We start from the raw sequence: 21,244 nt of genomic DNA on the forward strand, positions 1-21,244 counted from the left end.
GACCTGCGCACGCGCCGTCGCCGTCCCGTTATCCGACAAGGTCACCGTGTTCGAACCTGCCGCAGCACTGATGATTGCATTCTGCGCAATCGTCATCGTCGCATTCAGGTTGTTCGCCAAGGTGATGTTCTCGACAGATGTCAAAACAGAACCACTGATGTCAGAGCTCGCACCCGTCACAGCCAGTGTATCCGTCCCGCCAGAACCGTTGATCGACACGTTTGCAAGCGACGCAACACTGTTCGTCTGAATTACGTCATCACCAGTGCCACCCAACACAGAGTCCGTATCCGCATGCAGGTTAAAGGTGTTCCCACCGTCAGCCAGCACGTAATTTTCAACCGTTGAAACGCCACTCAAGGTCCCCGCATCGGCCAGCGTGATCGTATCAGCAGCAGCTCCTGCTTCACCTGCGGCGCCTGCCGTAATGGTAAGATCGTTATGCTGAGCGACAGTCATGGTAATGCCACCCGACAGGGTCAGGCCCTCGGCAGTCGTGACCGCACCACCGTTCACACCGGATATGTTCGCACCGTTCGTCGCAACAATCGTGTCGCCAACACCACCAAGATTGATCGAGCTTGCTCCAACGTTAACGCCTCCGATGTTCACAACATCGTTGCCCGAGCTGTCGGTGATTGTCACAACGCCCGAAGTGACGTTGTACTCATCATTTCCAGCGCCGCCATTTAGCACGTCCCCGTTTCCGGCTCCGTTTATGGTATCGTTGAAATCGGACCCAGTAATGTTGTCGACCCATACACCGGCATTGATGATGTAACCATTTGAAGCCGAAGCTGCATCCAGGTTAATCGTGGAACCTCCAGCCGCTGCATTAATGGTAGCAGTGCCATTGTTGTAAGTATCGGAAGTAGCCGTCCAGCTTGCCACATTGTTAGCCGTCGCAGTCGAACCTGCTGTGACCTGCAGAACGTCAGACCCGCTCAGATCATTGATGGTGCTGTTCCCACCGCCCGACGAGATGAACGTATCGTTTCCGTTGCCACCAGTGAGTTCGTTGTCGCCAGCACCACCATCAATAGTGTCGTTGCCGTCACCACCCTCCAGGGTGTCGTTGCCACCATTTCCGACCAACACGTCGTTGCCAGATGTGCCAACTATTGAGTCATCGCCAGCTGTGCCGTTGATCGTCAGACCGACCCCAGCAGGCATTTTGCTGCTCAGCAACTCCTTCGATCCAGTGGTCAATAGATTGTAGTCAGCGAGCTGAATCGTAAAGTTATCGAGTTCGTTGTCTGCTATCCGGGTCAGGTTGTTCAGGATAGAACCGACCTCGGCGTCTGTTGCGCCGAGAGCATCGACACTCGCGCCAGTTGCCTGACCGAGAACATCGTCGAATACAGTATCATTCACCGAAGCAGCTTCGATCACAACGTTCAGAATACCGCCGCCGACAATATTGTTGATGTCGGCAGACATCGCCTGCAGTTGAGTGGCTGAAGTGAACGTATCAGGCGCAACAGGGCTCGCATTAACAGTCACAGTCAAACCATCAGCGAACTTTGGTCCCAGCACTTCAAACTGCGCAGCCGTCACTGTGAGGTTCGAGTCACCAAGTACACCCGTGATACCAAGGTTTGCGATGTTCGCAGCGTTGGCTGTCAGCGTGCTAAGGTAACTTGAGTTCATCGCCGACACATTGACCTGGGCAGTGCCCGGATCGGCCAAGGCTAGCAGGGTACCGACCTGCGACGCCGACAACGCGCCGGACAACACAAGACCGGTAATCTCCGTGATACCTACAAACTCATAAGACCCGTCGGCAGCATCGCCGTCGATGTAGTCTGCAAGTTGCGCCAATTCACCTTGCGTAGCACCAGCCGCATCAAGCGTGTCGATAACTCCAAGAGTAGTGATACCGCTATTCGCGGCTCCCAATACCTTCAAAACCATCGCCACGGTCGGTTTCGAATTGTCAAGGGTGGACAGATTCACTGCCTGATCAAGGGTGGGAACACTGTTACCAGCCACCTCTGCGAAGGTGCCGCTCAGACTATATGTGACGGTACCGTCTCCATTCAAACCATCAAGCTGTGTAAGCTGGGCCTGGTCAATCACGGCTTCTACAACCTCGACGTTTACATCGACAATGCCGAAGGCTGTCTTAACGTCTGCAATACCTCCGTTGGTTACAAGATTGGCGTAGGTATCGATCAGCGAGAAGGAAGTCGCTGCCGCCAGTACACTCGGATCAGCAGTCAGAATGTTGTCGACGCTGTCCGCAACCCGGAAACCACCATTGAAGCCGTTGAAGTTAACCAACGAGGTCAATGTGGTAGCTTCTGCAACATCCAGCACTTCGTCAGTCGACAACGAAACTTGCTGCGCACCAGCCAGAGCCGAAGCATTGTTGGTAGCGGCAGAGATCAGGTTCGTCGCACTGTCGGCAATACTGTAACCTGCGAGGTTTATAACCTCATCCAGGCCGCGAAGCGTCACAGTTCCAACAAACTCTTCTACCGTCGCAGCACCCATCAGCGTCACCGTCCCGGCACCTTGGATCGTGCCGCGATCGGATGCGTCTGCAGCATTAACGGCATTGTAAGCCGCATACACTGCCGCAGAAGTATCGGCGATGTTATAAGCGACGCTGGTCTCGGACAGTTCAGCAGCCTCAGCAACCGTGGCTGCTGTGGTCAGAGTGATCGATGCTGCGGCCTGCAGCTCATCATTCAGCACACCACCATTAATCGCATTTGCGACCGCTGACGCAGTGTCGGCGATATTGTAAACAACGTTTGTTGCATACCCATCAGGGCCATCTGCCTTCCAGCCTTCGGCCACATTTGCCTGCGCGACGGTCAAAGAAGCGTTCGTCACTGTGATCGTCTCGGCTGCGTTACGCGCTCCGACGGCACCGATGGCAGTCAGGCTAGCAAAGCTATCCGCCAAGCTGAACTCAAGACCCGCACCGCCAATATCAACAGTCGCCTGAAGATATTGAGCAGACACTTGGCCAATCTCAGCAATGGTTGCAGTACCATCCACGATGACTTTGGTCACACCGTTTCCGGCAGCCTTAACTGCTGCAGACGCAGCAATTAGAGCAGCCGCTGAATCCGTGACCGTCATGGATGCGATACTGATTGTCGTATCGGCTGTATCAATGGCGAGCAAGGAAGCCGCTGTCGTAACATCAACGGCGCCAGTCACCTGGAGTCCAGCGTTATTGGTGTTATCCAGAACCGTCAGATTCGCGTTGAGAATTGATTCAGCACTATCGCGGACAGTGTACGAGTAGGTAACAGTCGTGCCAACCCGTGCATCCAAAACCGCGATTGCATCCGCCTCTGCGACAGTAGCAACTCCGGTAGCGTCAATCGCGGTAAGGGTGTCGTTCGCGTCAGCAACCAAGCCTGCGACTTCCGTAGCAGTGTCCACTACAGAGGCAACGGTTGTCGAACCGGAGTTTGCTGCTGACAGCAATACCTGTGCCTGAACCGCGGTGGCACCACCGGACCCAGCGATATCGGTCGCACCGTCAAGCACTGCGTCCGCAGCGCCCGAGAGAGCAACAGTCGTATCGCTCAAGCTGTAAGCCACACTTCCAACATTTCCGGCAGTTACATCTGCAAGAACATTGGTTGCCTGAGTCACATTCGCCGCACCGGTAATGGTCAGCGAAGAAATAACATCACCGGCGCCGTAAACCAATGCATCCGCCTGACCTGCGGTCAGAGAAGCTGCCTCGATGGTCGTGTTGCCGCTGTTAATGGCACCGAGCAATGCAGTGACCTGCGCATTATCCGCAGTACCCGAAGCGGTGATGTCAGTCGCACCGTTCCTCACACCAGCTGCTGCTGCGCCAAGGTTGGCGGCGGTGTCAGCAAGACTGTACGAAGTGTTGGCAGCATTCGGCAAGAACGCGTCAATCGTAGCATGCTCGGTAACGGTGATCGCGTCCTCCACCTCTATCGCAAACGTTGCCTCGACAATCGGGACACCGCTCGAAAGGTTTGCGAATGTATCGACCACTCGAACGTTTGTTGCTGCAATACCTGCATAGTATGCAGAATCCGCTCCAGTCATGTCCGCCACAGTGGCTTCCACAAGGTAGTCAGCACCGTCCAGCCCAGCGGGCAGTCCGTCCTTGCCAGCCTTGTCCGTCACGATGGTCAAACCTTTACCGGTTACATCCTCGATCGTAAGCGACACACCAGCGGAGGTGCTTACAGATGTCGCGGCAGTCAACACAGGGTTGTTTGCATTAAGGGCACCAAGAAGGTTCTGATCGCTATCCATAATCGAATAGCTGATCGGTGCTCCGGAAAGTGCACCAACTACCCCCGCCTCTGCGACTGTCAGCGCGTGGTTGATCGTTACACTCGTCGCACCATCCAAAGCAGAGGGAGCCTCATCCGCGTCTGCACCAGCGGCCAGATCGGCATCAACGATGACGTTCTGGTACGTGTCGACGATAGAGTAGGTTAGTGCACCAGAGTTCGTCGCTGCTTGCAGGCTGATTGCCTCAGCAACAGTGACCGGGCCAGTGACTGTGATGTTCACCGCGTCGTTGAGCGCCGCAGCAGGGGCAGCAAGCAGCTCTGAAGCGGATCCGGCCACATTGTAAACGACAGCCTTAGTGAATGCCGCAAGGGCTGCCGCCTGAGACGGGGTTGCAGCTGTATCAGCAGTAACCGCACCAGCCACGAGGCCAAGAACGTCATCGTTGAGCCCTGCGATGGCTTCAGCACTATCTGTCAGAGCTGCGATGGTCGTTGCGCCGGAGTTCGTCGCTGCTTCAATAGCTGCCGCCTCTTGAGCTGAGGCCACGCCAGTGGCGCTGACGTTGACCGCTTCATTCAGGCCAGTGGATGCAGCAAGGTTCTCAGCGCTGTCACTAACACTGTAGACAACATCCTTTGCAAACGCGGCAATTGCCGAAGCCTCAGTGCCGGTGGCTGGAGTATTTGCAGTCACAGCGCCTGTTACTAGAGCAAGTACATCGTCGGACAGCCCTGCCAGTGCAGCTGCACTATCATCAACAGCGGCGATGCTGGTAGCCCCAGAGTTTGATGCTCCCGCAATAGACGCAGCTTCAGATGCATCGGCAACCCCAGTAGCCACAATGTCGGTTGCACCGTTGCGCAGAGCTTCAGTTGCATTTGCAATTGCGGCTGCGCTGTCCTCCAGGCTGTAGCTCAATAGCTGGCCCATCGACTGGACTGCCTGAACATTCTGAACTTCAGTAACCGTGCTATTCCCAGCGAGGGTGATGTTAAGCGCATAACCCTGAAGTGCATCATTCGCGGCAATCACGTTCGATGCTGTATCAACAATGCTGTAATTCGCAGCCGAATACCCAGTTGGGCCATAGATCTTGATCAGCGCAGCGACCGTCTGCGAAACAACTCCACCGTCAGTGACCGCAACAGCACCAACATTCCCAGCGGTCAGCACACTACCGTCAACTGCGGAAAGCTGAGCTGCCGTTCCGGAGACATTGTAGGTGCCAGCAATGTTAAGGTTAGCAAGCGTAGCAGCCTGCGCCGGAGACACAGTGTCAACACCAGACACAGTGAGTGCACCGGTCGCACCAGCCGTCACTGCATCAGATGCACCGGCGATATTCGCTGCAGTATCGACAACCGAATAGGTCAGAGTGCCCGAGTTTGCCAGACCGATGAGGTTGGCAGCCTCAGCCACGGTGACGTTCCCGGTAACGATAAGGTTTGCTGCGCCATTGACAAAGGCCGCATTGGCAGGTGCCAACAGATTAGCGGCACTTTCGGAGACGTTATACGTTGCAGTCGATCCGAACGCGGTCGATGCGGCAAGGTTTGCAGAATCTGCAGCTGTCAGGTTGGTCGTGACATTGATCGCGGTGACTTCCTGCTTAAACACGTCAGCAGTGCCTGCCAGGGCAGCTAGATCTGCCTGAGCAATATGAACGATGACGCTGTCCGCATAAGCCCGGATTGCATCAGCGCCAGCAGCGTTAAGCGCGGTGAAGGCATCATGCACAGTCACGGCGTCGGAGGCATCCAGAAGCGCCTTGAGCGACACGTTCGCCAAATCAAGCGCGGCTACCGTGTCGACGACAGTCAATCCAGCAATGATCGTCGAGCCAGAGTTGGTGGCAGCATCAATTGCGCTGAGTTCCGCAACCGAGGCTACACCTGTCGCAGTCACGTCCACAGCACGATCAACAACGTCGTTGCTGGGGCCAGCAGCGATCGCAGCCGCGATGTTGGCTGCAGTATCGGTGATGCTGTAAGTCGTCGTGCCCGAATTGGTTGCAGCGTCGATATCACTCGCTTCCGAAACATTCGCTTGGCCGGTGGCGGTGACATTCACCGCACGATCCACAACATCGTTAGCTCCACCTGCAACCAGAGCGTTTACTATGTTTGCAACCGAATCTTGAATGCTGAACGAAGTTGTGCCGCCGTTTGCAGCGCCATCAATAATCGTCGCATCGTCAATGCTTGCAGCATCAGTGGCGATAAGGTTAAGGGCGCCGTCAATTGCGTCATTATTTCCACCATCGACCACGGCCGCAGCGATAGCAGCAGCGCTGTCGGTGATCGAATAGGTCGGGTAACCGGTGCCCTCGAACGCTGCATAAACAGCCTCAGCCTGTGCGACGTTCAAAATCCCACCGGTAATGGTGGAGTTTGCGCCGTCGATTTCAGCGGCCTGTGCTACGGTCAAGCTGGCCCAATTAGCAGCGTTGTCTTCAACCACCAACGAACCATCGGCAATTTTAGCGCCGCCAAACTTAGCAACCAGGTTTGCAACCTGGGTTACCGTAAATGGAGCACCTGAGGGAGTGACGGCTGACGCATTAGCCACCGTTTCAGCATCGACCTGTGACCCAAGAAGAACCTGCAAAGAGCCCGCAAGAGCATAGCTCTTGCTCGCTGCACCAAGGTCGTTGATATCCGCGGCTTCCAAAGCGGTGAGTGCACCGACCACAGTCAGTTCGGCTGCGCCACTGACACCAGCAGCGTTGGCCACATTTGTCAGATCGGCAAAGTTACCGGAAACACTGTATGTGGTCGCGCCAGAGTTGGTCGCAGCAGCCAATGCGTTAGCCTGCGCTACGTTTGCAATGCCAGTTGCAACAACATTGGTCGCCGCATCGAGAACTGCTGGTACGGCCAGCAAATCAGCAACCGTGCCTTCGACGCTGTAAGACAACACAGTTCCACCATCGGGAACATCGGCACCTGCATTTCCAGCAGCAGAAGCTGCGTTCAAAATAGCAGCTGCTTGAGCAACGGTAGCCACTGTGGTCACTTCCACAGACGAGGCGCTGTTCAGACCGCCAGTAACGGTCGCCAGGTTCGCAGCTGTGTCACTTACAGAGTAGCTGAACGTGGCAGATGCATTCTCTGCAACCATCACACCACCCGCAGCTTCGATAGCCGCAGCTTCAACTGCGGTGGCTGCGGATGTGGCTTCCATACCACCTGCGCTTTGCAACACCTCAGTCGATGCAAGCGCAAGATTTGCCGGAGTGTCGGCCAGAGAATAGCTGATTTGCGCGCTCGGAGATGTTTCCAGCAGCTGCGCTGCGTCAGAGACAGAAATGGCACCCGCACTCACGGATACGGCATTGGCAATGGCAGATTGATTAGCCTGGATATTCTCCAGCGTATCCACAACTTCAACGCGTGCGTTTTCCGCACCCTTGGCAATAGCTTCAGAATAACCGGCTGCATCCGTGATGATTACCGCATTGGTGCCGGTGTTGACGACAGTGTCGATGCCGGCAAGCTCTGTGCTCGTCAACGTGACAGTCGTGTTGGCGGCGATGGTCAGTAGGGCAATATCAGTAACTGTAACGCCGCTCAGATCAATCGATCCACCCTGTATGGTCACTTCGCTGCTGCCATCGCCTGTGAGCGACGTAACGCCAGCCAGCTGGGCTACGTCGAACGTGGCAATAGAGTTGAGCTCGATAACTTCGATGCTTTCAACAGTACCTGCAGTGAAGTCGTTAGTGCCAGAAGCGACCAGCGTATCGATCCCGTCGCCGCCACGAATGACCTCACCGGCGGCAAATTCCCCATCACCCACGACAAACGTGTCATTGCCTTCGCCTCCCACCAAGGAGTCGACGCCAGCGCCACCGACGAGGGTATCATTGCCGGCCCCGCCGATCAGAGTGTCGTTGCCCGCACCGCCAATCAGACTGTCATTGCCGGTACCACCCGTGAGACTGTCGTTGCCAGCGCCGCCATCGATGGTGTTGCTGCCCGAACCATCAACACGAATGCTATCGCTCTGCGATCCTGCAGTGATGTTGTGGTCCCCGTTACCTTGCACGAGGACCCCTTGAGTGGCCGTGACCACATCGCTGGCAATCGTGACATTGATCACGGGATCCGCCGATGCGGTCGTGACCACCGACAGCTCCGTTGCCGGAGCTGCATTTGCCGCGTTGATATCGGCCGCGGTCACAACAAAGTTGCCAACCGACGTATCGTTGACCGTGACCGCCGCGGCGGTCGCAACGACCTGCCCCCCAGCGCTGAGCGTCAGCGACAGCGTCTGTGCCCCCTCGGTCAGATTGTCAGCCACCAAAGTGACAGGAATGGTCGCCGCGCCACTGTTCACCACAACAGTTCCGGTGAGACTGCCCGAGGCGACATCCCCTGCTTCAACGCCGGAGAGGGTATAGGAAAGCACCGTCCCGTTCGGCACGTTGGTGGTCGCAACCGAGTAGGTGATGGTCGTGCCCTCATTCGCCCCGGTAACTGAGGGGTTGACCGCATAGGTCTGCACGACAATGGGCGTGGTCGATGTATCGGCAATGTTGACGGAAGCCGAAAGGACCCCGTTCGGCGTTGTTACGGCGAACGAGAGAGTCTCGACGCCCTCAGTCAGAGCGTCTTCCGATAGATTCACGGTCACGACGGCAAGACCAGTCGAGTCCACGACCACGGTACCGGACAGGCTAGCACCCCCAATATCGGCGGGCGTGATGTTCGTGCCAGTGATGATGTAAGACAGCGACTTACCCGCCTCAAGCGGGTTCGTTGCCAGCGTGAAGTACAACGTTTGCCCTTCATTGGCGACGGTCACATTTTGAACCTGCGCAAGGTCAGTGATGACAGTCAGATCGTAGTCCACTGCAGACGCATTCGTCACCTCGGCTGCCGCCTTGGCCTGAGCTTCCAGCGCATTGTCGCGCATTGCCGCCGCAGTGAGGACAGCGTTTGCCGCAGTCACGTCATCGGTGGCGGACACCGTCAAAGCAGCAGCTGCTGCCAGCTCTGCAGCCGCAGTAACCAACGCATTTGCGTCCGCAACCGCCACATCGGCAGCCGCCTTCGCAGTCGCAGCAGCCGCTTGGTAGGCTTGGGCAGTCTCAAGGTCGGTCACCGCAGCTTCCGCCGCGTCTGCAGCGGCCTGGCCGGCCCCAGCGGCCGCAAGCGACGAGGCCGCCTTGGAGGCCGCAGCATCATAGATCGACTTGGCGGCCTCGTAAGCCGAGGTGGCACCCTGGTCATCAACCTCGACGCCCGCCCCGGCCAATTCAGCGGCTTGTTCGGACGTGATGACGCCCGGGTCCACAACAACCGAGAACGACAGGCCTTCGTCGCTCTGCTTGGCGCCGTTCACAGCTTTCAGAAGCGCATCAAATTCTGCGTCGGTCATCGCCTTGTCTGCAATAACCTCAATGTCGCCCGCCGAGGCTCCCTCACGGACGGACACATCCTCCAGGGACAAGAACTGCTCGAGGGTGAGGATAGCCTTGGAGCCGACCTCGATGGTCATGTCCTTCAGCACTTGGCCGCCAAGCGCCGTAAAATCAACCGTACCACCCACGACCTCGATGATCGAGAAGCCCGTGATCTTGCTGTCACTATGGATAATGACAACGTCATCAATGTCCGCAAAATTGAAGCTCAGCTTGTCACCAGTCACCCGGACGTCGCCGAGCGCACTGATGCGCGCCATGACTTCATCGCCGATGATATCGGCAACGTTGATGACCGCGCCGGCCGAGTTCCCGCTGACGGTAATTCCGACCGTCGCATTCTGTTCCGTGAGGCTTGCCACCACGGCCTGCACTTCTTCCTGCTCAGCCGGCGACGAACCACCGCCGCAGGCGGCCAAAGTCAGGACGACCGATGTCAGACCAGCGCCCTTCGCGGCACGCTTGGCGTTCTTCATCTCCCAGAGCTTGAGGACATCACGCACACGGGCATCTTTCGCAATCTTGTCCTGCGCACCAGCGTTTGCGGCGGTCGCTGCGAACTCGAGATCTTTAGCCATGATTAGTCTTCCTTTTTTTACACCGCATTGCAGCGGCGCTGCTCGGTCTTCTGGGTGGTGGGGGAGCAAGCGGCACGCGGGCCGCCGACGTTCGGGGCGATCTCTAAGACGAGATCAGCGGAAGGCTCATTGGGAGCTTCCGCGGTGAATTTCAGATATGTGGACACGCCTGGCTGCAATCGCCGCCTACCTGGTCGGTGACGAAAACGGTGAAACAGCGCCGGACTGCGCCGCGCCGAAGAGAAAGAGTCATGGCCAACAGGTTCTGCGCCGTTCGCGCGACTCTTGTTCGAACAAAAGTTGAGCGCCGGAGTGCGCAACGCGCCCGCTTCAAAGCCGCCAGAATGCAAGCCAATCACCATACTATCAGCATTCCTGACAGTGACAGCGATCATGCCGCATTGCGTTTCTCGTTCTTTTTCAAGCACTTGAGGCATCTTCTCCTGCTCTTGTTACCGTCACTTTCAGTCTCACCTCTACATTTCCGCCGCTAAGAAATAAGCTGTGAGACTTACTGCAGCGCCGAACGTATTTGAGAAACGTTAACGAACCCCATCATAACGACGTCGACGCAAATGCCACCGGTGCGCACGGACAGTGCCCCCATATCTTTTGTAGTTTTTAAATCTTAAGTATTATTTTTAGCGCGATGATTGTTTCGCACATAAGGGCACCTCGATTTTTAACCCATTTCGGGGCCACGCCGCGCGTCCCATGACGTGATCCAAGCTGGAGGCCGCCTACTGTCGGCCCGGTATACCCGTACGTTCGCGGCTCTGTGCCCGTTCCGCTCAGGCTTTCGACCGTTGCAGACTGATCTGCTCGGTGGTTTGCCCGGTGTTTATGCCGGGCACGGGTTGATGCGACGCAACTGCACCAGCCGTCGCATGTTATAGGCGAGGTTTTTCATCCCGATCTTCGCCTTGGCCCGCACCATGCCGATCGTGCGCACCAGCGTGCCGCCCATATCGTTGGTCTGCGCCCCGAAGACATGTTCAACGCGGACCCGCACCGAGGATTTGGTCCGGTTGCTAGCCTTGGCCTGTTCGCTCAGCGGTTTGCCGCGCTTACCCTTGCGGTGGATGCGGCTCTTCAAGCCTCGGGCACGCAGCTTGGCCTCCATCTCCTCGGACCGATAAGCTGAATCCGCCCAGACGCCAGCACCGGTGTTACCCTCCATCAGGAGGTGATCCACCGCTTGACTGTCGTGCTGGGCCGCATCGCTGACATGGTAGCGCCGCACCAGCTTGTGCTTGCGATCCACGTTCACGTGGTTCTTGTAGCCGTAATGGCTTTTGCCATGCTTTTTCGTCCAGCGTGCGTCGACGTCCTTCTGGCACCGCTTGGCCGGCTTGTCCTTCCAGTCGTCGGGCTCCTCGCCGCCCTTGATAATCTTGTTTTCTTCGCGGGTGTTGCGGTTCTTCGGCACCGGCACGATGGACGCGTCCAGGATCTGACCGCCCCGTGCTATATAGCCCTGCCGCGACAGATACCCGTCAAACTGTCGAAACAGCTCGTCGACCAGCCCCGCCTGCGCCAATGCTTCGCGGTAGAGCCAGACCGTCTTGGCGTCGGGAACCCGGTCCTCCAGTCTGAGGCCCAGGAACCTCATGAACGACAGCCGGTCACGCACCTGATATTCGATCTGGTCGTCCGACAGGTTGTAAAGCGCACTAAGCACAAGCGTCTTGAACATCAGCACCGCGTCCATCGGCTTACGACCAGCCCGCGACTTCCGTTCCGCCTCGGGCTTGCGCCAGACACGCTCCAGCGTCGACCGGAACTCCTCCCACGGCACAACGGTGTCGATCTCGACCAGTGGGTCCCGCTTGGCATCCAGACTGGCGTAGCGGTCTGACAAATCGAAGAAACCCATCTGCGCCATCGTCACCCTCCAGCAGTCGAACGCTCCCTTCTTCCTACCAAGCCGGAGTGATCACGCCAATTTTTCGAGGTGCCCATAATTTTGGTAGCTCAGGAGCACAACGCGGCCATTTGATTCCGTGAAAACCTGAAACGGGCCGGGCGCATCGCTTTGGTTGAGGTATTTGGTGCTTCCCGGCGGTTACCCGGCCCGTCATTCACCGACACGCCCTCGCCTGGTCGCGCAACGCTGAATAATCTGCCAACCAGTCGATGATCCGGGCCCCCTCGGGCAGCGCTGCGACCTCATCGGCCACCTGAACCTGTTCAGCCCGGCTGTACTCCACGATGGGCGGGCAAGCTGAAGGCGTCGCTTCAGAACCCACCCGCGCGCAGCCGGTCAAGAAGATCATCGCGATCACGAGGACGGCGGCTGGCGGCGTCAAGCATCTTGCGTTGGATGGCATTTGCACGCTCCAGGTTTTCCAACCGCTCGGCGGCGCGGCCCGTGCGCTCGCCCTGCCGGCGGAGGTTGAGCAGAAACAGGATGATGGTGAGCGCGGCGAGGGCGAGGCCTGTCGCGCGCCGCGCCCACGGCCGAGCCATAAGTCCGACCACAAGGCTGCCCCACATCAGCGCCGCCCTTTTCGCCAGTCATCGAGCCGGGCGTAAACAGTCACCGCGATCCCGGCCAGCGCGAGGGCAATGAACAGCCAGCGCAGGCTGTCGAGGTAAGGCACCAACGGTAGGACGGCGCCCTGAGTCTCTGCCAGTACTTCCTGTGCCACCTCAACCCCAGCCGCCCCCATGGTGGCGGCACCCGCCGCTCCCGCTCCGCGCAACGTCCGGCTTTCCGCCAGCACTTCCCGCGCGGGCGGGGTTTCCGGCGCGAAGGGCACCGCCCAGATCGGGAACTTTTCGCCCCAACTGCGCGCGGGCCCCAGATCGATGTGCATAAACCCCGAGCGCGGGTAGTACCCAAATCCCAGAAACCCCACCTCCCGCGCCGCCGCTTCGAAGGCGACGGGATCGTGGTTCTCCATGGCGATGTCGAAGGCCGTGCCGTCCATGTGTTTCGAGCGCGGCGCGCCGCCCACACGACGATTATGTTCCGGGCTTCGATAGGCCGAGCGGATGATCAGCGGCTTGCCCAGCCGGTCGCGCAGGGCCTGCAGCTTGTCCAGGGCTTCGGTGTCGATCTTGAGCGTGCCGGTCCCGCGACAGGCGATTTCCGCGGGCGAGAAGTTCTTCCAGCGCCAGTCGCGCGTGGGAACATCGCGCCAGTGGCGGTAGCTGCGGATGGGGTCGGACATGGATATTCCTCCTGGAAGAGATGTCTGCGCCCGCCCGCAGCGTCGGGGCTGCGGATGGGCATGGTTTCGGGGTGTAGGGGGCTTCGCTGGCCAACCGGTGTGGCGCTCAACCGGCCGATCCGAAGACCTTCAGCTTGAGGGCAATGCCGGCGAGCAGGGCGAGGAGAATGCCGGTGGTGAGGAGATGCACGGTGGTCTGCACGGCGGTGCGGCGCATGAAGCGAATGCCTTCGAGCAGCGCGCGCAGGTCGCGCATGTCTAGGGCCGCCTCCCGGCCATCGAGGCCGACATCGGCCAGCGCGCGTTTTGCGCCCTCCTCGGCGGCGCGGGCCAGCAGCTCCTCGAATTCGGCATCGGGCATGCGGACATAGCCCTGATCGGAACGCGGCGGGGTCATGCGGACAGGATCCCGACTTCGCCAGGCAGCGTGGCAAGGCTCCAGGGGCTGTCATCGGCGGGATTGCGCGCCCAGCTCGACCAGACGGCCTTCGGCGCGAGCCGCGGCAAGACCTCAGCCGGGGCATCGTGGTTCACCCCGTCCAGACGCAGGAAGCCGGCCGTGGCTTGCGGACCTTCGGCACCGGCCTGGGCGATCTGGCGCAGATGCACGCCCGTGATCGTCGTGGCCCCTGCCGGTCCCGAAGGCCCGCTCAGCGAGAAGGAGAGCCGCTGCCCGGGCGCGGTGCTCAGCACCCGGGTGCCCAGGTCCTGATCGGCCAGCGCCTCGATCCCGCCGATCATCTCGGCATAGCTGGCCAGTGCTGCCGGGCTGCGCCGCACGAAGCGCCGGCCGATGGTCGGCACGCCGTCAAGGAGCGCAATATGCGCATAATACCAGCTGCGCAGCGAATAGGAGCTGTGCAGGCCAAGATTGGATACGACCAGCTGCACGGGCTTGCCGCGCCCACCAGTATTGACCGCGGTGGCGCTGCTTTGCAGCACGCCATCGACAAAGAACTCGATGGTGATCTCGGCGCCGACGGCGAGACGGACATCGACCCATTGCGGCTGGGCATTGGTGGCAAAATAGCTCGACACGCCCTGCACGCTGGTGTCGCCCTGCGCGATGGCATGATAGCGCGAGGTGCTGCTCAGCGGACGGATCTGGGCCAGGCGGCGGGCGGCGGCGTCGTAGAATTCCAGAAAGCTTGCGCTGGATTCGGAGATCACATGGGCATCGGCGCTGGGCGGCACATAGCGAAAGCCCAGCCAAAGATCGCCCTGGGGGGCGGGATGGAGGATGCTGAAAGGCATGGCATCCGCGCGCGCGGCGCTGAAGCGCAGGGCATTGCTGTCGAGGCTGGGGTCAAAACCGATGCTGTCGGTGCTGATCCTGTTGGCGATGGCGGAAATGTCGCTGGGCTGATGGCCCAGATGCAGGATGTGGCTCATGGAAGCTCCCATTCGATATAGAGGGTGGCATGGGCGATGGCGGCTTGGGGCGCGGGGTCGCATTCGAGGATGACATCGCAAGCGGCGAGGCTCAGGCGGGCGGCCGGGTCATGTTCACGCCAAGCTGTGACGCTGGCGAGGCTCCAGGCCCGCGCGAGATCGCCTTCAATCCAGACGGCCGCATCAGAAATGCCCAGATCAGAAGCGTCCTGCCCCAGAGCCAGAACGCCGGACGGGACCGGATAGCTGAACTGGGCGGGCAGTGAGCGCAGGCTGCCGCCATCGCCGGGATTGCGGCCCTGGATCTGGGGATAGAAGGCGGCGCTTGGCGCGGCGGTCCAGATCGGATCGCCGCTGACGGGGTCGCTCTGCCAGATCCCGTTCTTGCCGATCCAGAGGCGGGCATGGGCGGGATCGAGCACGAACATCAGCACATCGCCCGCCCCGAAGCGCGGCAGGCCGGTCAGTTGCTGGACGGCTGTTGCGGAGTTCGACGACCAGAGCGTGCCATTGCCACGCCAGCCGATCGAGCCCCGCGTGATCGGGTTGAGGCCCAGGTCAAATTCCTCGCGCTGCGCGGCCGAGACCACGCCAAGATACCCATCGAAGCTCGCCGCACCGCCCGGCGCGCAGAGGACCTCCCAATAGCGCCGGCCGCTGGTGGGCAGGATCGCCTGGGCACTGGGCACCCAGCGGCGATAATCGCTGCCGCCTGCGGTGTTGAGGGCGGTCTGATTGTCGTCGGAAAGCGTGTAGCCCGCGGGGCGACGGCTGGTGTCGAGCTCCCAGGCGCGGCCGAGATCGACTGGGGCCGTGCGATCGCCGCCCTGAGCGAGGATCGCGGTGCGCATCATCAGAAGGCTCATTGGACGGCCCCCGCCAGCAGCGCGCCTTGGATGGTCCAAGCATCTGCACCGCGCTTGACGAGGGCGGCGCCCGACCATTGGCCATCGAGAGCGACGGAGCCGGCCTCCACGCCATTGAGCGACACGCCCGCTGCGGCGGCAACCGTTGCGATCCCGACGCCGACCTGCGTCACGTTGATCAGCGTGCCGATTTCGAAGGGCACGGTCGCCTCATCCGGGATCGTCACGGTGACGGCCGAGGATCCGGTGGTTTCGAGGATACTGCCCAGATCGATGGGTTCGAGGGTATGTGCCGCAGCTGTCAGCGTGCGGATGCGCACGACGCCCGCTCGGGGCACGTCAACCCATTCTCCGCCCTCGAAACAGACATGCCGCCGCTCATCGGCGATCCAGACCTGCCAGCCCTCCTGCGGCGTGAGAAACACCCAAGCCTCAGCCCCCGGCGCGCCGTCCCAGAGCGCGAGGGTGCCGGCATGGGCGGGGGCGCTCGCGGGCACAAGGTAGATATCGCCGGGCGTGCCAGCGGCCGGCAGGGGCGTGGCGCGGGAGCGGGCGCGCGCTTGGACCAGGGCCGAGAGGCGGCGCAGGTCTTCGCTGAGGCTGGTGCCCCAGTTGCGCTGGCCGGGGTCATAGAAGGCGCGCAGCCCCAGTCCCGGCAGGATCCGTTCGGGCATCGTGATCTCGCTTGTTGTGGTGAAAGGGGATCGGGGGACAGCATCTTGCCGCTGCCGATCGTGTTGTCATTGGCCGCTCCAGTCGCGTTGTCGGTGCCTGTGCTGCTGTCATCGGGACAACTGTCGTTCAGTCTGCCTGAGTAGCCCGCTGCGGCAATGTTCGATGCCGCTGCCAGAGGCGCTGCCGGTACCGCGCGCCTGCAGGCAGCCCGGCTCAGGTGCCCCAAAGTACGCCCCAGCCGCGATCCCATCCGGCGGCGAAGGGTGCGGTGAGGCGGAACCTGCGGGCCTCAAAGTCGGTGAGCCATGTGCTGCCAACCATGCGCCGGGCCCGGACGGCGAGGTCGATCTCGGCCGTGCGCTCGGGTGCGCCACTCTCCGGCACGTCCTCGGGCGACAGAATCCAGCTTGTGCTGCTGCCTGCATCGATCACGATGCCCGGCGGCATGAGGGCCGCGCCCGTGTCTGGATCGATCCAGCGGATCTCGATCGCATAGCCGGTTCCGGGTTCCGGCCCGATGGAGGCGGCGGTGTGATCGACGATGACCGGACTGGTCTGGGTCAGACGGTCGCGATGGGCCCAACTGAGCTCCAGAGGGCCCACCACCAGCGCATCGCCATCCGGGGTGTAGCTGCCGTTGGCTTGCACCCGCCCGGGCGGCAGGGGACGGATGGCACGGCGCGCGAGCGTCACACGGTCCTCAGGGGCCAGCGCGAAGGCCAGCGTGCCGCGCCCGGTCTCGGGCAAAAGCCGCACGGCCAGGGCCTCGCCTGCGGCCCAGGCTCCTTCCGTGATCCGCGCGCCTGCGTCGAAGAAGATCACAGGCGTTCCCGCTGCATGGGCGCGCGGCACGGTATCGAGACAGCCCCGACCCACGGTGATGCTGGTCGGCGCGATGCCGTCCACGCGCAGCAGCTCACCGCCGATGCTGGCCAACGTGCCAATGCCAACCTCGCCGATGTCGCGCCAGCCGGTGACGGGAAGGATACGATCATCGGGGTTGTCGGTGACGTCCGCCGCCAGCAGTGCGGTTGGCGCGAACGCCACTACGCCCTCTTGTGCGGGGCCGGTGCCCGGGTCGATCCAGAGTTGGGCCGCCAGCGCATCGGCGCTGGGGCGCTCGCCCGTGGCCATCAAGGCCCCCGCGTCCGGATCCTCGGTCAGGATGCGGTCGGCCTCGCTATGGCCAAGTTCGCGGACCAGCAGCCAGTAGGGGGCTTCCTCGACCATGCGCCGGGTCAGAGCCCGCGGCGGGGCGGCAAGGCCGGTTCCCGCAGAGATCCGCCCGCCGGCAATGGCCGTGGCCCCGAGGGCAAAGACGTCCTCGGCGAGCTTGAGCCGAATGCCATTGTCGCGCCCGTCGCCCTGGCCGATCTCGGAGATGCGCATGACCACGTCCTCAAGCCCGCGGTGCGGCGACCGCAGCCGGATCACATCGCCGGGGCCAAGGCCCGCGCCCGCACGGGTCACGGTGATCTCGCCGCTGAGCAACGGGGCGGACAAGGCGCGCAGATCGCGTTCGGCCAGGCGCAGCGCCAGGCTTTGATAACGGACACCGGGATAATCGAGCGTGGTCGCAATCACCTCGCCCATGGCCTGTACCCGCGCAGTATCCGTCACGCTGACAGCACCGATGTCATCCGTCCAGGCATCGGTGAAGCGCACCGTGACGCTGTTGACGAGATCCGAGGGCGCGCGCCGGCCCAGACGACCCCAGTCCACGACATTGGTCTCGTCGAAGACGGGCAGCATGGCGGGATCATAATCGTCCCGGATCAGCCTCACCTCCCAAAGCCCGGTGCGCCGGTCGATGAAGAGCGTGGCATCGATATGATCGAGGACGCTGCCGATGAACGCCTCGATCGAGCTGTCCTGCTGCCAGATCAGCGAGAGGCCAAAGCCCTCGGCGTAAAGCCTGTCCGCCGCGGCGGTAAAACTCGCGCCGATTTCGACCGAGGAATAGCCCAGCCCCCAGTCGCGATTGGTGAGGCATTCGCGCAGGATATGGGCCGGGTTCATGTCCGGGCCATTGCCGAAGGCCCCGCGCAGCGAGGCGACGAGCGCCTGGCTGTTGCCGGGCGGGATCACCGGCACGCCGTCCACCGGCGTAGTGTCGATGCGCGCGGTATGGGTGGTATCGCTCAGCGCGATGTTGAAGCCGAAGATGTCGGCGGGCGGCAGGCTGCGCAGGATCGCCAGTGCCGCATCGACCGAGGATACGGGCGATGGCGCGCCATCGGTCACGAAGATCACGATCCGTCGCTTGGCGCCGGCGCCCGCGAAGAACGGTCCCGCTTCGGCGAAGGCCGCATCGAAGCTCGTACCGCCCGCGGTGGTGTTGGCGCGTGCCAGCATCCAGGCCTCGAGGGCGGCATAATCCTCCGGGCCGATGTCGCGCCGCTCGATGGACCCCGCAACAGTCGCGTTCCAGAGCACGATGCGGATATCGTTCGGCCGGTCGGGATCCACCCCCGCGGCGATCTCGCGGATCAGGGCGGCGACGCCTGCCTTTTGCGCGGCCATCCGTGTGCCCGACATCGAGCCCGAGACATCGAGCGCGATGTAGATCGCGGCGTCCGAGATATTGGCCTCGGGCACGATGGCGGCTGTCTCGGGATACCATTGTGCGGCCCCGGCCTCGCCGGTCAGCACCCGGGTCACGCGCACCGCCCAGGGCTTGAGGTAGGGGTTGATGCCGAGATAGACCTGCCGCAGCACGAGGCTGCAGAGCCCGCGATAGGCGGGCACGTCCCCGCCCATGCGCGCTGCGAGGTAGTCATTCGGCCCCTGGCCGGGCCCGCCCATCAGCACATCGACATCGCCACGAATGCCGCCCTCACGACTTTCGCCGCCAAAGAGATCGGGTTTGTCGATGCGGATGCGCCCGCCGGCAGCGCCGGTATTGCTGGCCGTACTGCTCGCCTCAAAGACCTCCACCGATTGCGCGGGCAAGCTCAGCGCTTCGGGCAGGACGGACCAGGACGTCACATGGGTGGCGGGATCGAAGGTGACGCCCTTCAGCGTGATTGTCTGGCGCGTGCCATCGCGGAGCAGAAGGCGATAATCCCGGCCGATACGCACGCCGGCCAGTGTTCCTGCAAAGCGGATCAAAGCCCCGGCATCGCCTGCCAGGGCGGCTGTGGCGCTCAGGCTCGCGACGGTGCCGATGCGCGTCTCCACGGCCGCACCACCGCCCGAAACGCCGCCGCCGGTCGTGACAGACCATGCGGTGCGGCGGTCGACAAGGATCTCGCGGATCGCATCCACCGGCCCATGGCAGAGCGCCAGATGCATCCCCAGCGCATAACGATAGCCGACAGTCTGTGTCTTGCTGCTACCGCCCATGGTCAGGCTCCGTCAGGATGGTGGGGGTCGTTGTGCCCGCCCGCATCTCGGCCTGGGCGATGACGGGGTCCACCAACGCATCGCCCGTGGCGCGCAGGGCCTCCGCCTCGATGCCGTGATCAAGGAAGGCCTGCCAGTCGAATCCATGGCGCCGGAACCAGGGCCGCACGCCTGCGAGGCAGTAGCGCGCCGCACGTAGGTCCTGGAGGGTGACGCGTAGGGGCTGGCGAGCGAACGGGTCCGAGTCCGTCATCTTTGGGTGCCCCCGTCGCGCAAATTGGCCTTGGACGGGGCAGACAGGTGAGCGGGTGCGGTCACTTCTTGCCGCCTTTCTTCTTGATCGGGTCCACCTTCAGGTCGCCTGCCCAGACAACGTTCGGCCCGGTGATCAGCACGGTGCCGAAGACCACCGGGATCGGGCGGCCTTCTTCGGCGGTGGGCAGCGAGAACTCATCGAGCCCCGCGGCTTGTGGCTGTTCGATCTTGGGGCGCGGGCTCAGCGCATAGGAGATCGCCGAGAGCACCAGCCCCAGGACGAGCCGCGCGATGAAGGTCCAGGCCATGACGGAGATCTTTCTCTGGGCAGAGAGGCGGCCACGGGGCAAGCGAGCGGCCAGGAAGAACGCATGCGCCCACATCGCAGCGTCGCGGAGGGCTTCGGGGGCCCGCGGTCGGTCAAACGATGGAGCCGCCGCCGAAGGGGTTGCGGCCGGGGATTGCGGGGAAGCCGCCGAAGTTCGCGAGATTGCCGAATTTATCGGCGCAAGTGGGCGCGCGCAGATCACAGCCCGGGGCGATGTCAGCCAGGACCGGGAGCAATGTGCCGGTCTTCGGGTCGCTCTCTGGCGCAGCGAGCGCCGCGGCCAGCTCCGGCATCGGGCGCGAGAGCGTGAGGGTCGTGCCGAGGTGGCCCGTGATGAAGCCGAGCTGGGCGCCGAACCTGAGCACCCCACCACGATACCAGCCGTCGGGCGGATCTGCGGCTTCCGGGATCGTCAGGACGTTGCCCGAGCAGGCCGTCACCGTGCCGATCTGCCAAAAGAGGGCGATATCGAGCCCGCAGCCGCGCCCGTAAAGCGCATGGCGGCAAAGCCGCTGGTACTTCGCCCGCACGCCGGCACGGCGCAGGGTGCTGAAGACGGATTCGCAGCTGAGCAGGATGCGCTGGCCCTCGACCTCGGCGCCCATCACGCGGCCTTTCCAATGCGCCACCGTCTCGCCCGGCGCCTGCTCATGGCCGCGGAAGATGGTCAGCGTCACGGGTCTGTTGCCCAAGGGGGCCAGAAACCGCCGCGCGAAAGGATGCGAGAGCGGCCAGGTCAGCTCCAGCCGCCCGCGTTCGATCTCGCTGGTCTGCACCACATCACCATGGGCGACGGCAGCGGCTTCCCAAATTATCGTCTCGCCACCGCTGCCCGCGCTGGTCCAGGCCGTCGCGCGGCTGGTGAAGGGCCAGAGCTGATCGCCTTCGACGAACTGGTAGAGGAAATAGGGCCGGCCCTCGGCGACCGAGGCTTCGATGCTGGCGTAGGTCATGAT

13 protein-coding genes are annotated in these 21,244 nt (G+C 61.8%); all 13 read right to left on the minus strand.

The features are described from left to right. Nucleotides 1-10,251: beta strand repeat-containing protein (locus MXB90_RS10695; RefSeq protein ID WP_250044491.1), on the minus strand; the 10,251-nt coding region annotated here is incomplete at its 3' end. A 17-nt stretch (nt 10,252-10,268) separates the two neighbouring features. Further along, the gene (locus MXB90_RS10700; protein ID WP_250044492.1) at nt 10,269-10,646 is read right to left on the minus strand and encodes a hypothetical protein; all 378 of its coding nucleotides are present in this window, start codon (nt 10,644-10,646) and stop codon (nt 10,269-10,271) included. 446 nt (nt 10,647-11,092) lie between these two features. Next, complete coding sequence (locus tag MXB90_RS10705; protein ID WP_250044493.1) at nt 11,093-12,136, minus strand: IS5 family transposase; 1,044 nt, start codon at nt 12,134-12,136, stop codon at nt 11,093-11,095. A 353-nt stretch (nt 12,137-12,489) separates the two neighbouring features. Next, nucleotides 12,490-12,747: a hypothetical protein gene (locus MXB90_RS10715; RefSeq protein ID WP_250044495.1), complete on the minus strand. Its 258-nt coding sequence runs from the start codon at nt 12,745-12,747 to the stop codon at nt 12,490-12,492. After that, a complete protein-coding gene (locus MXB90_RS10720; protein ID WP_250044497.1) occupies nt 12,747-13,427 on the minus strand; it encodes a YcbK family protein in 681 nt (226 codons plus the stop codon). The genes MXB90_RS10715 and MXB90_RS10720 overlap by 1 nt, the downstream gene beginning before the upstream one ends. 106 nt (nt 13,428-13,533) lie before the next feature. Continuing rightward, on the minus strand, nt 13,534-13,824 hold the full coding sequence (locus MXB90_RS10725; protein ID WP_250044499.1) for a DUF6127 family protein: 291 nt from the start codon (nt 13,822-13,824) through the stop codon (nt 13,534-13,536). Then, nucleotides 13,821-14,819, minus strand: coding sequence for an FscB (locus tag MXB90_RS10730; protein WP_250044501.1), 999 nt, complete (start codon nt 14,817-14,819; stop codon nt 13,821-13,823). Before MXB90_RS10730 ends, MXB90_RS10725 begins: the two co-directional genes overlap by 4 nt. Then, a complete protein-coding gene (locus tag MXB90_RS10735; RefSeq protein ID WP_250044502.1) occupies nt 14,816-15,685 on the minus strand; it encodes an SPRY domain-containing protein in 870 nt (289 codons plus the stop codon). The genes MXB90_RS10730 and MXB90_RS10735 overlap by 4 nt, the downstream gene beginning before the upstream one ends. Beyond that, nucleotides 15,682-16,359, minus strand: coding sequence for a DUF2793 domain-containing protein (locus MXB90_RS10740; RefSeq protein WP_250044504.1), 678 nt, complete (start codon nt 16,357-16,359; stop codon nt 15,682-15,684). Before MXB90_RS10740 ends, MXB90_RS10735 begins: the two co-directional genes overlap by 4 nt. 214 nt (nt 16,360-16,573) lie before the next feature. After that, nucleotides 16,574-19,705 carry a phage tail protein gene (locus MXB90_RS10745; RefSeq protein ID WP_250044506.1) on the minus strand — a complete coding sequence of 1,044 codons (3,132 nt, stop codon included), beginning with the start codon at nt 19,703-19,705 and terminating at the stop codon, nt 16,574-16,576. After that, nucleotides 19,695-19,874, minus strand: a complete 180-nt coding sequence (locus MXB90_RS10750; protein WP_250044509.1) for a hypothetical protein — start codon at nt 19,872-19,874, stop codon at nt 19,695-19,697. The genes MXB90_RS10745 and MXB90_RS10750 overlap by 11 nt, the downstream gene beginning before the upstream one ends. A 145-nt stretch (nt 19,875-20,019) precedes the next feature. Next, on the minus strand, nt 20,020-20,268 hold the full coding sequence (locus MXB90_RS10755; RefSeq protein ID WP_250044511.1) for a hypothetical protein: 249 nt from the start codon (nt 20,266-20,268) through the stop codon (nt 20,020-20,022). Nucleotides 20,269-20,380: 112 nt separating this feature from the next. Next, the gene (locus MXB90_RS10760; protein WP_250044513.1) at nt 20,381-21,241 is read right to left on the minus strand and encodes a phage BR0599 family protein; all 861 of its coding nucleotides are present in this window, start codon (nt 21,239-21,241) and stop codon (nt 20,381-20,383) included. Nucleotides 21,242-21,244: the final 3 nt, after the last annotated feature.

The organism is Phaeovulum molybdatiresistens (assembly GCF_023544865.1).
Classification (GTDB): Bacteria; Pseudomonadota; Alphaproteobacteria; order Rhodobacterales; family Rhodobacteraceae; genus Pontitalea.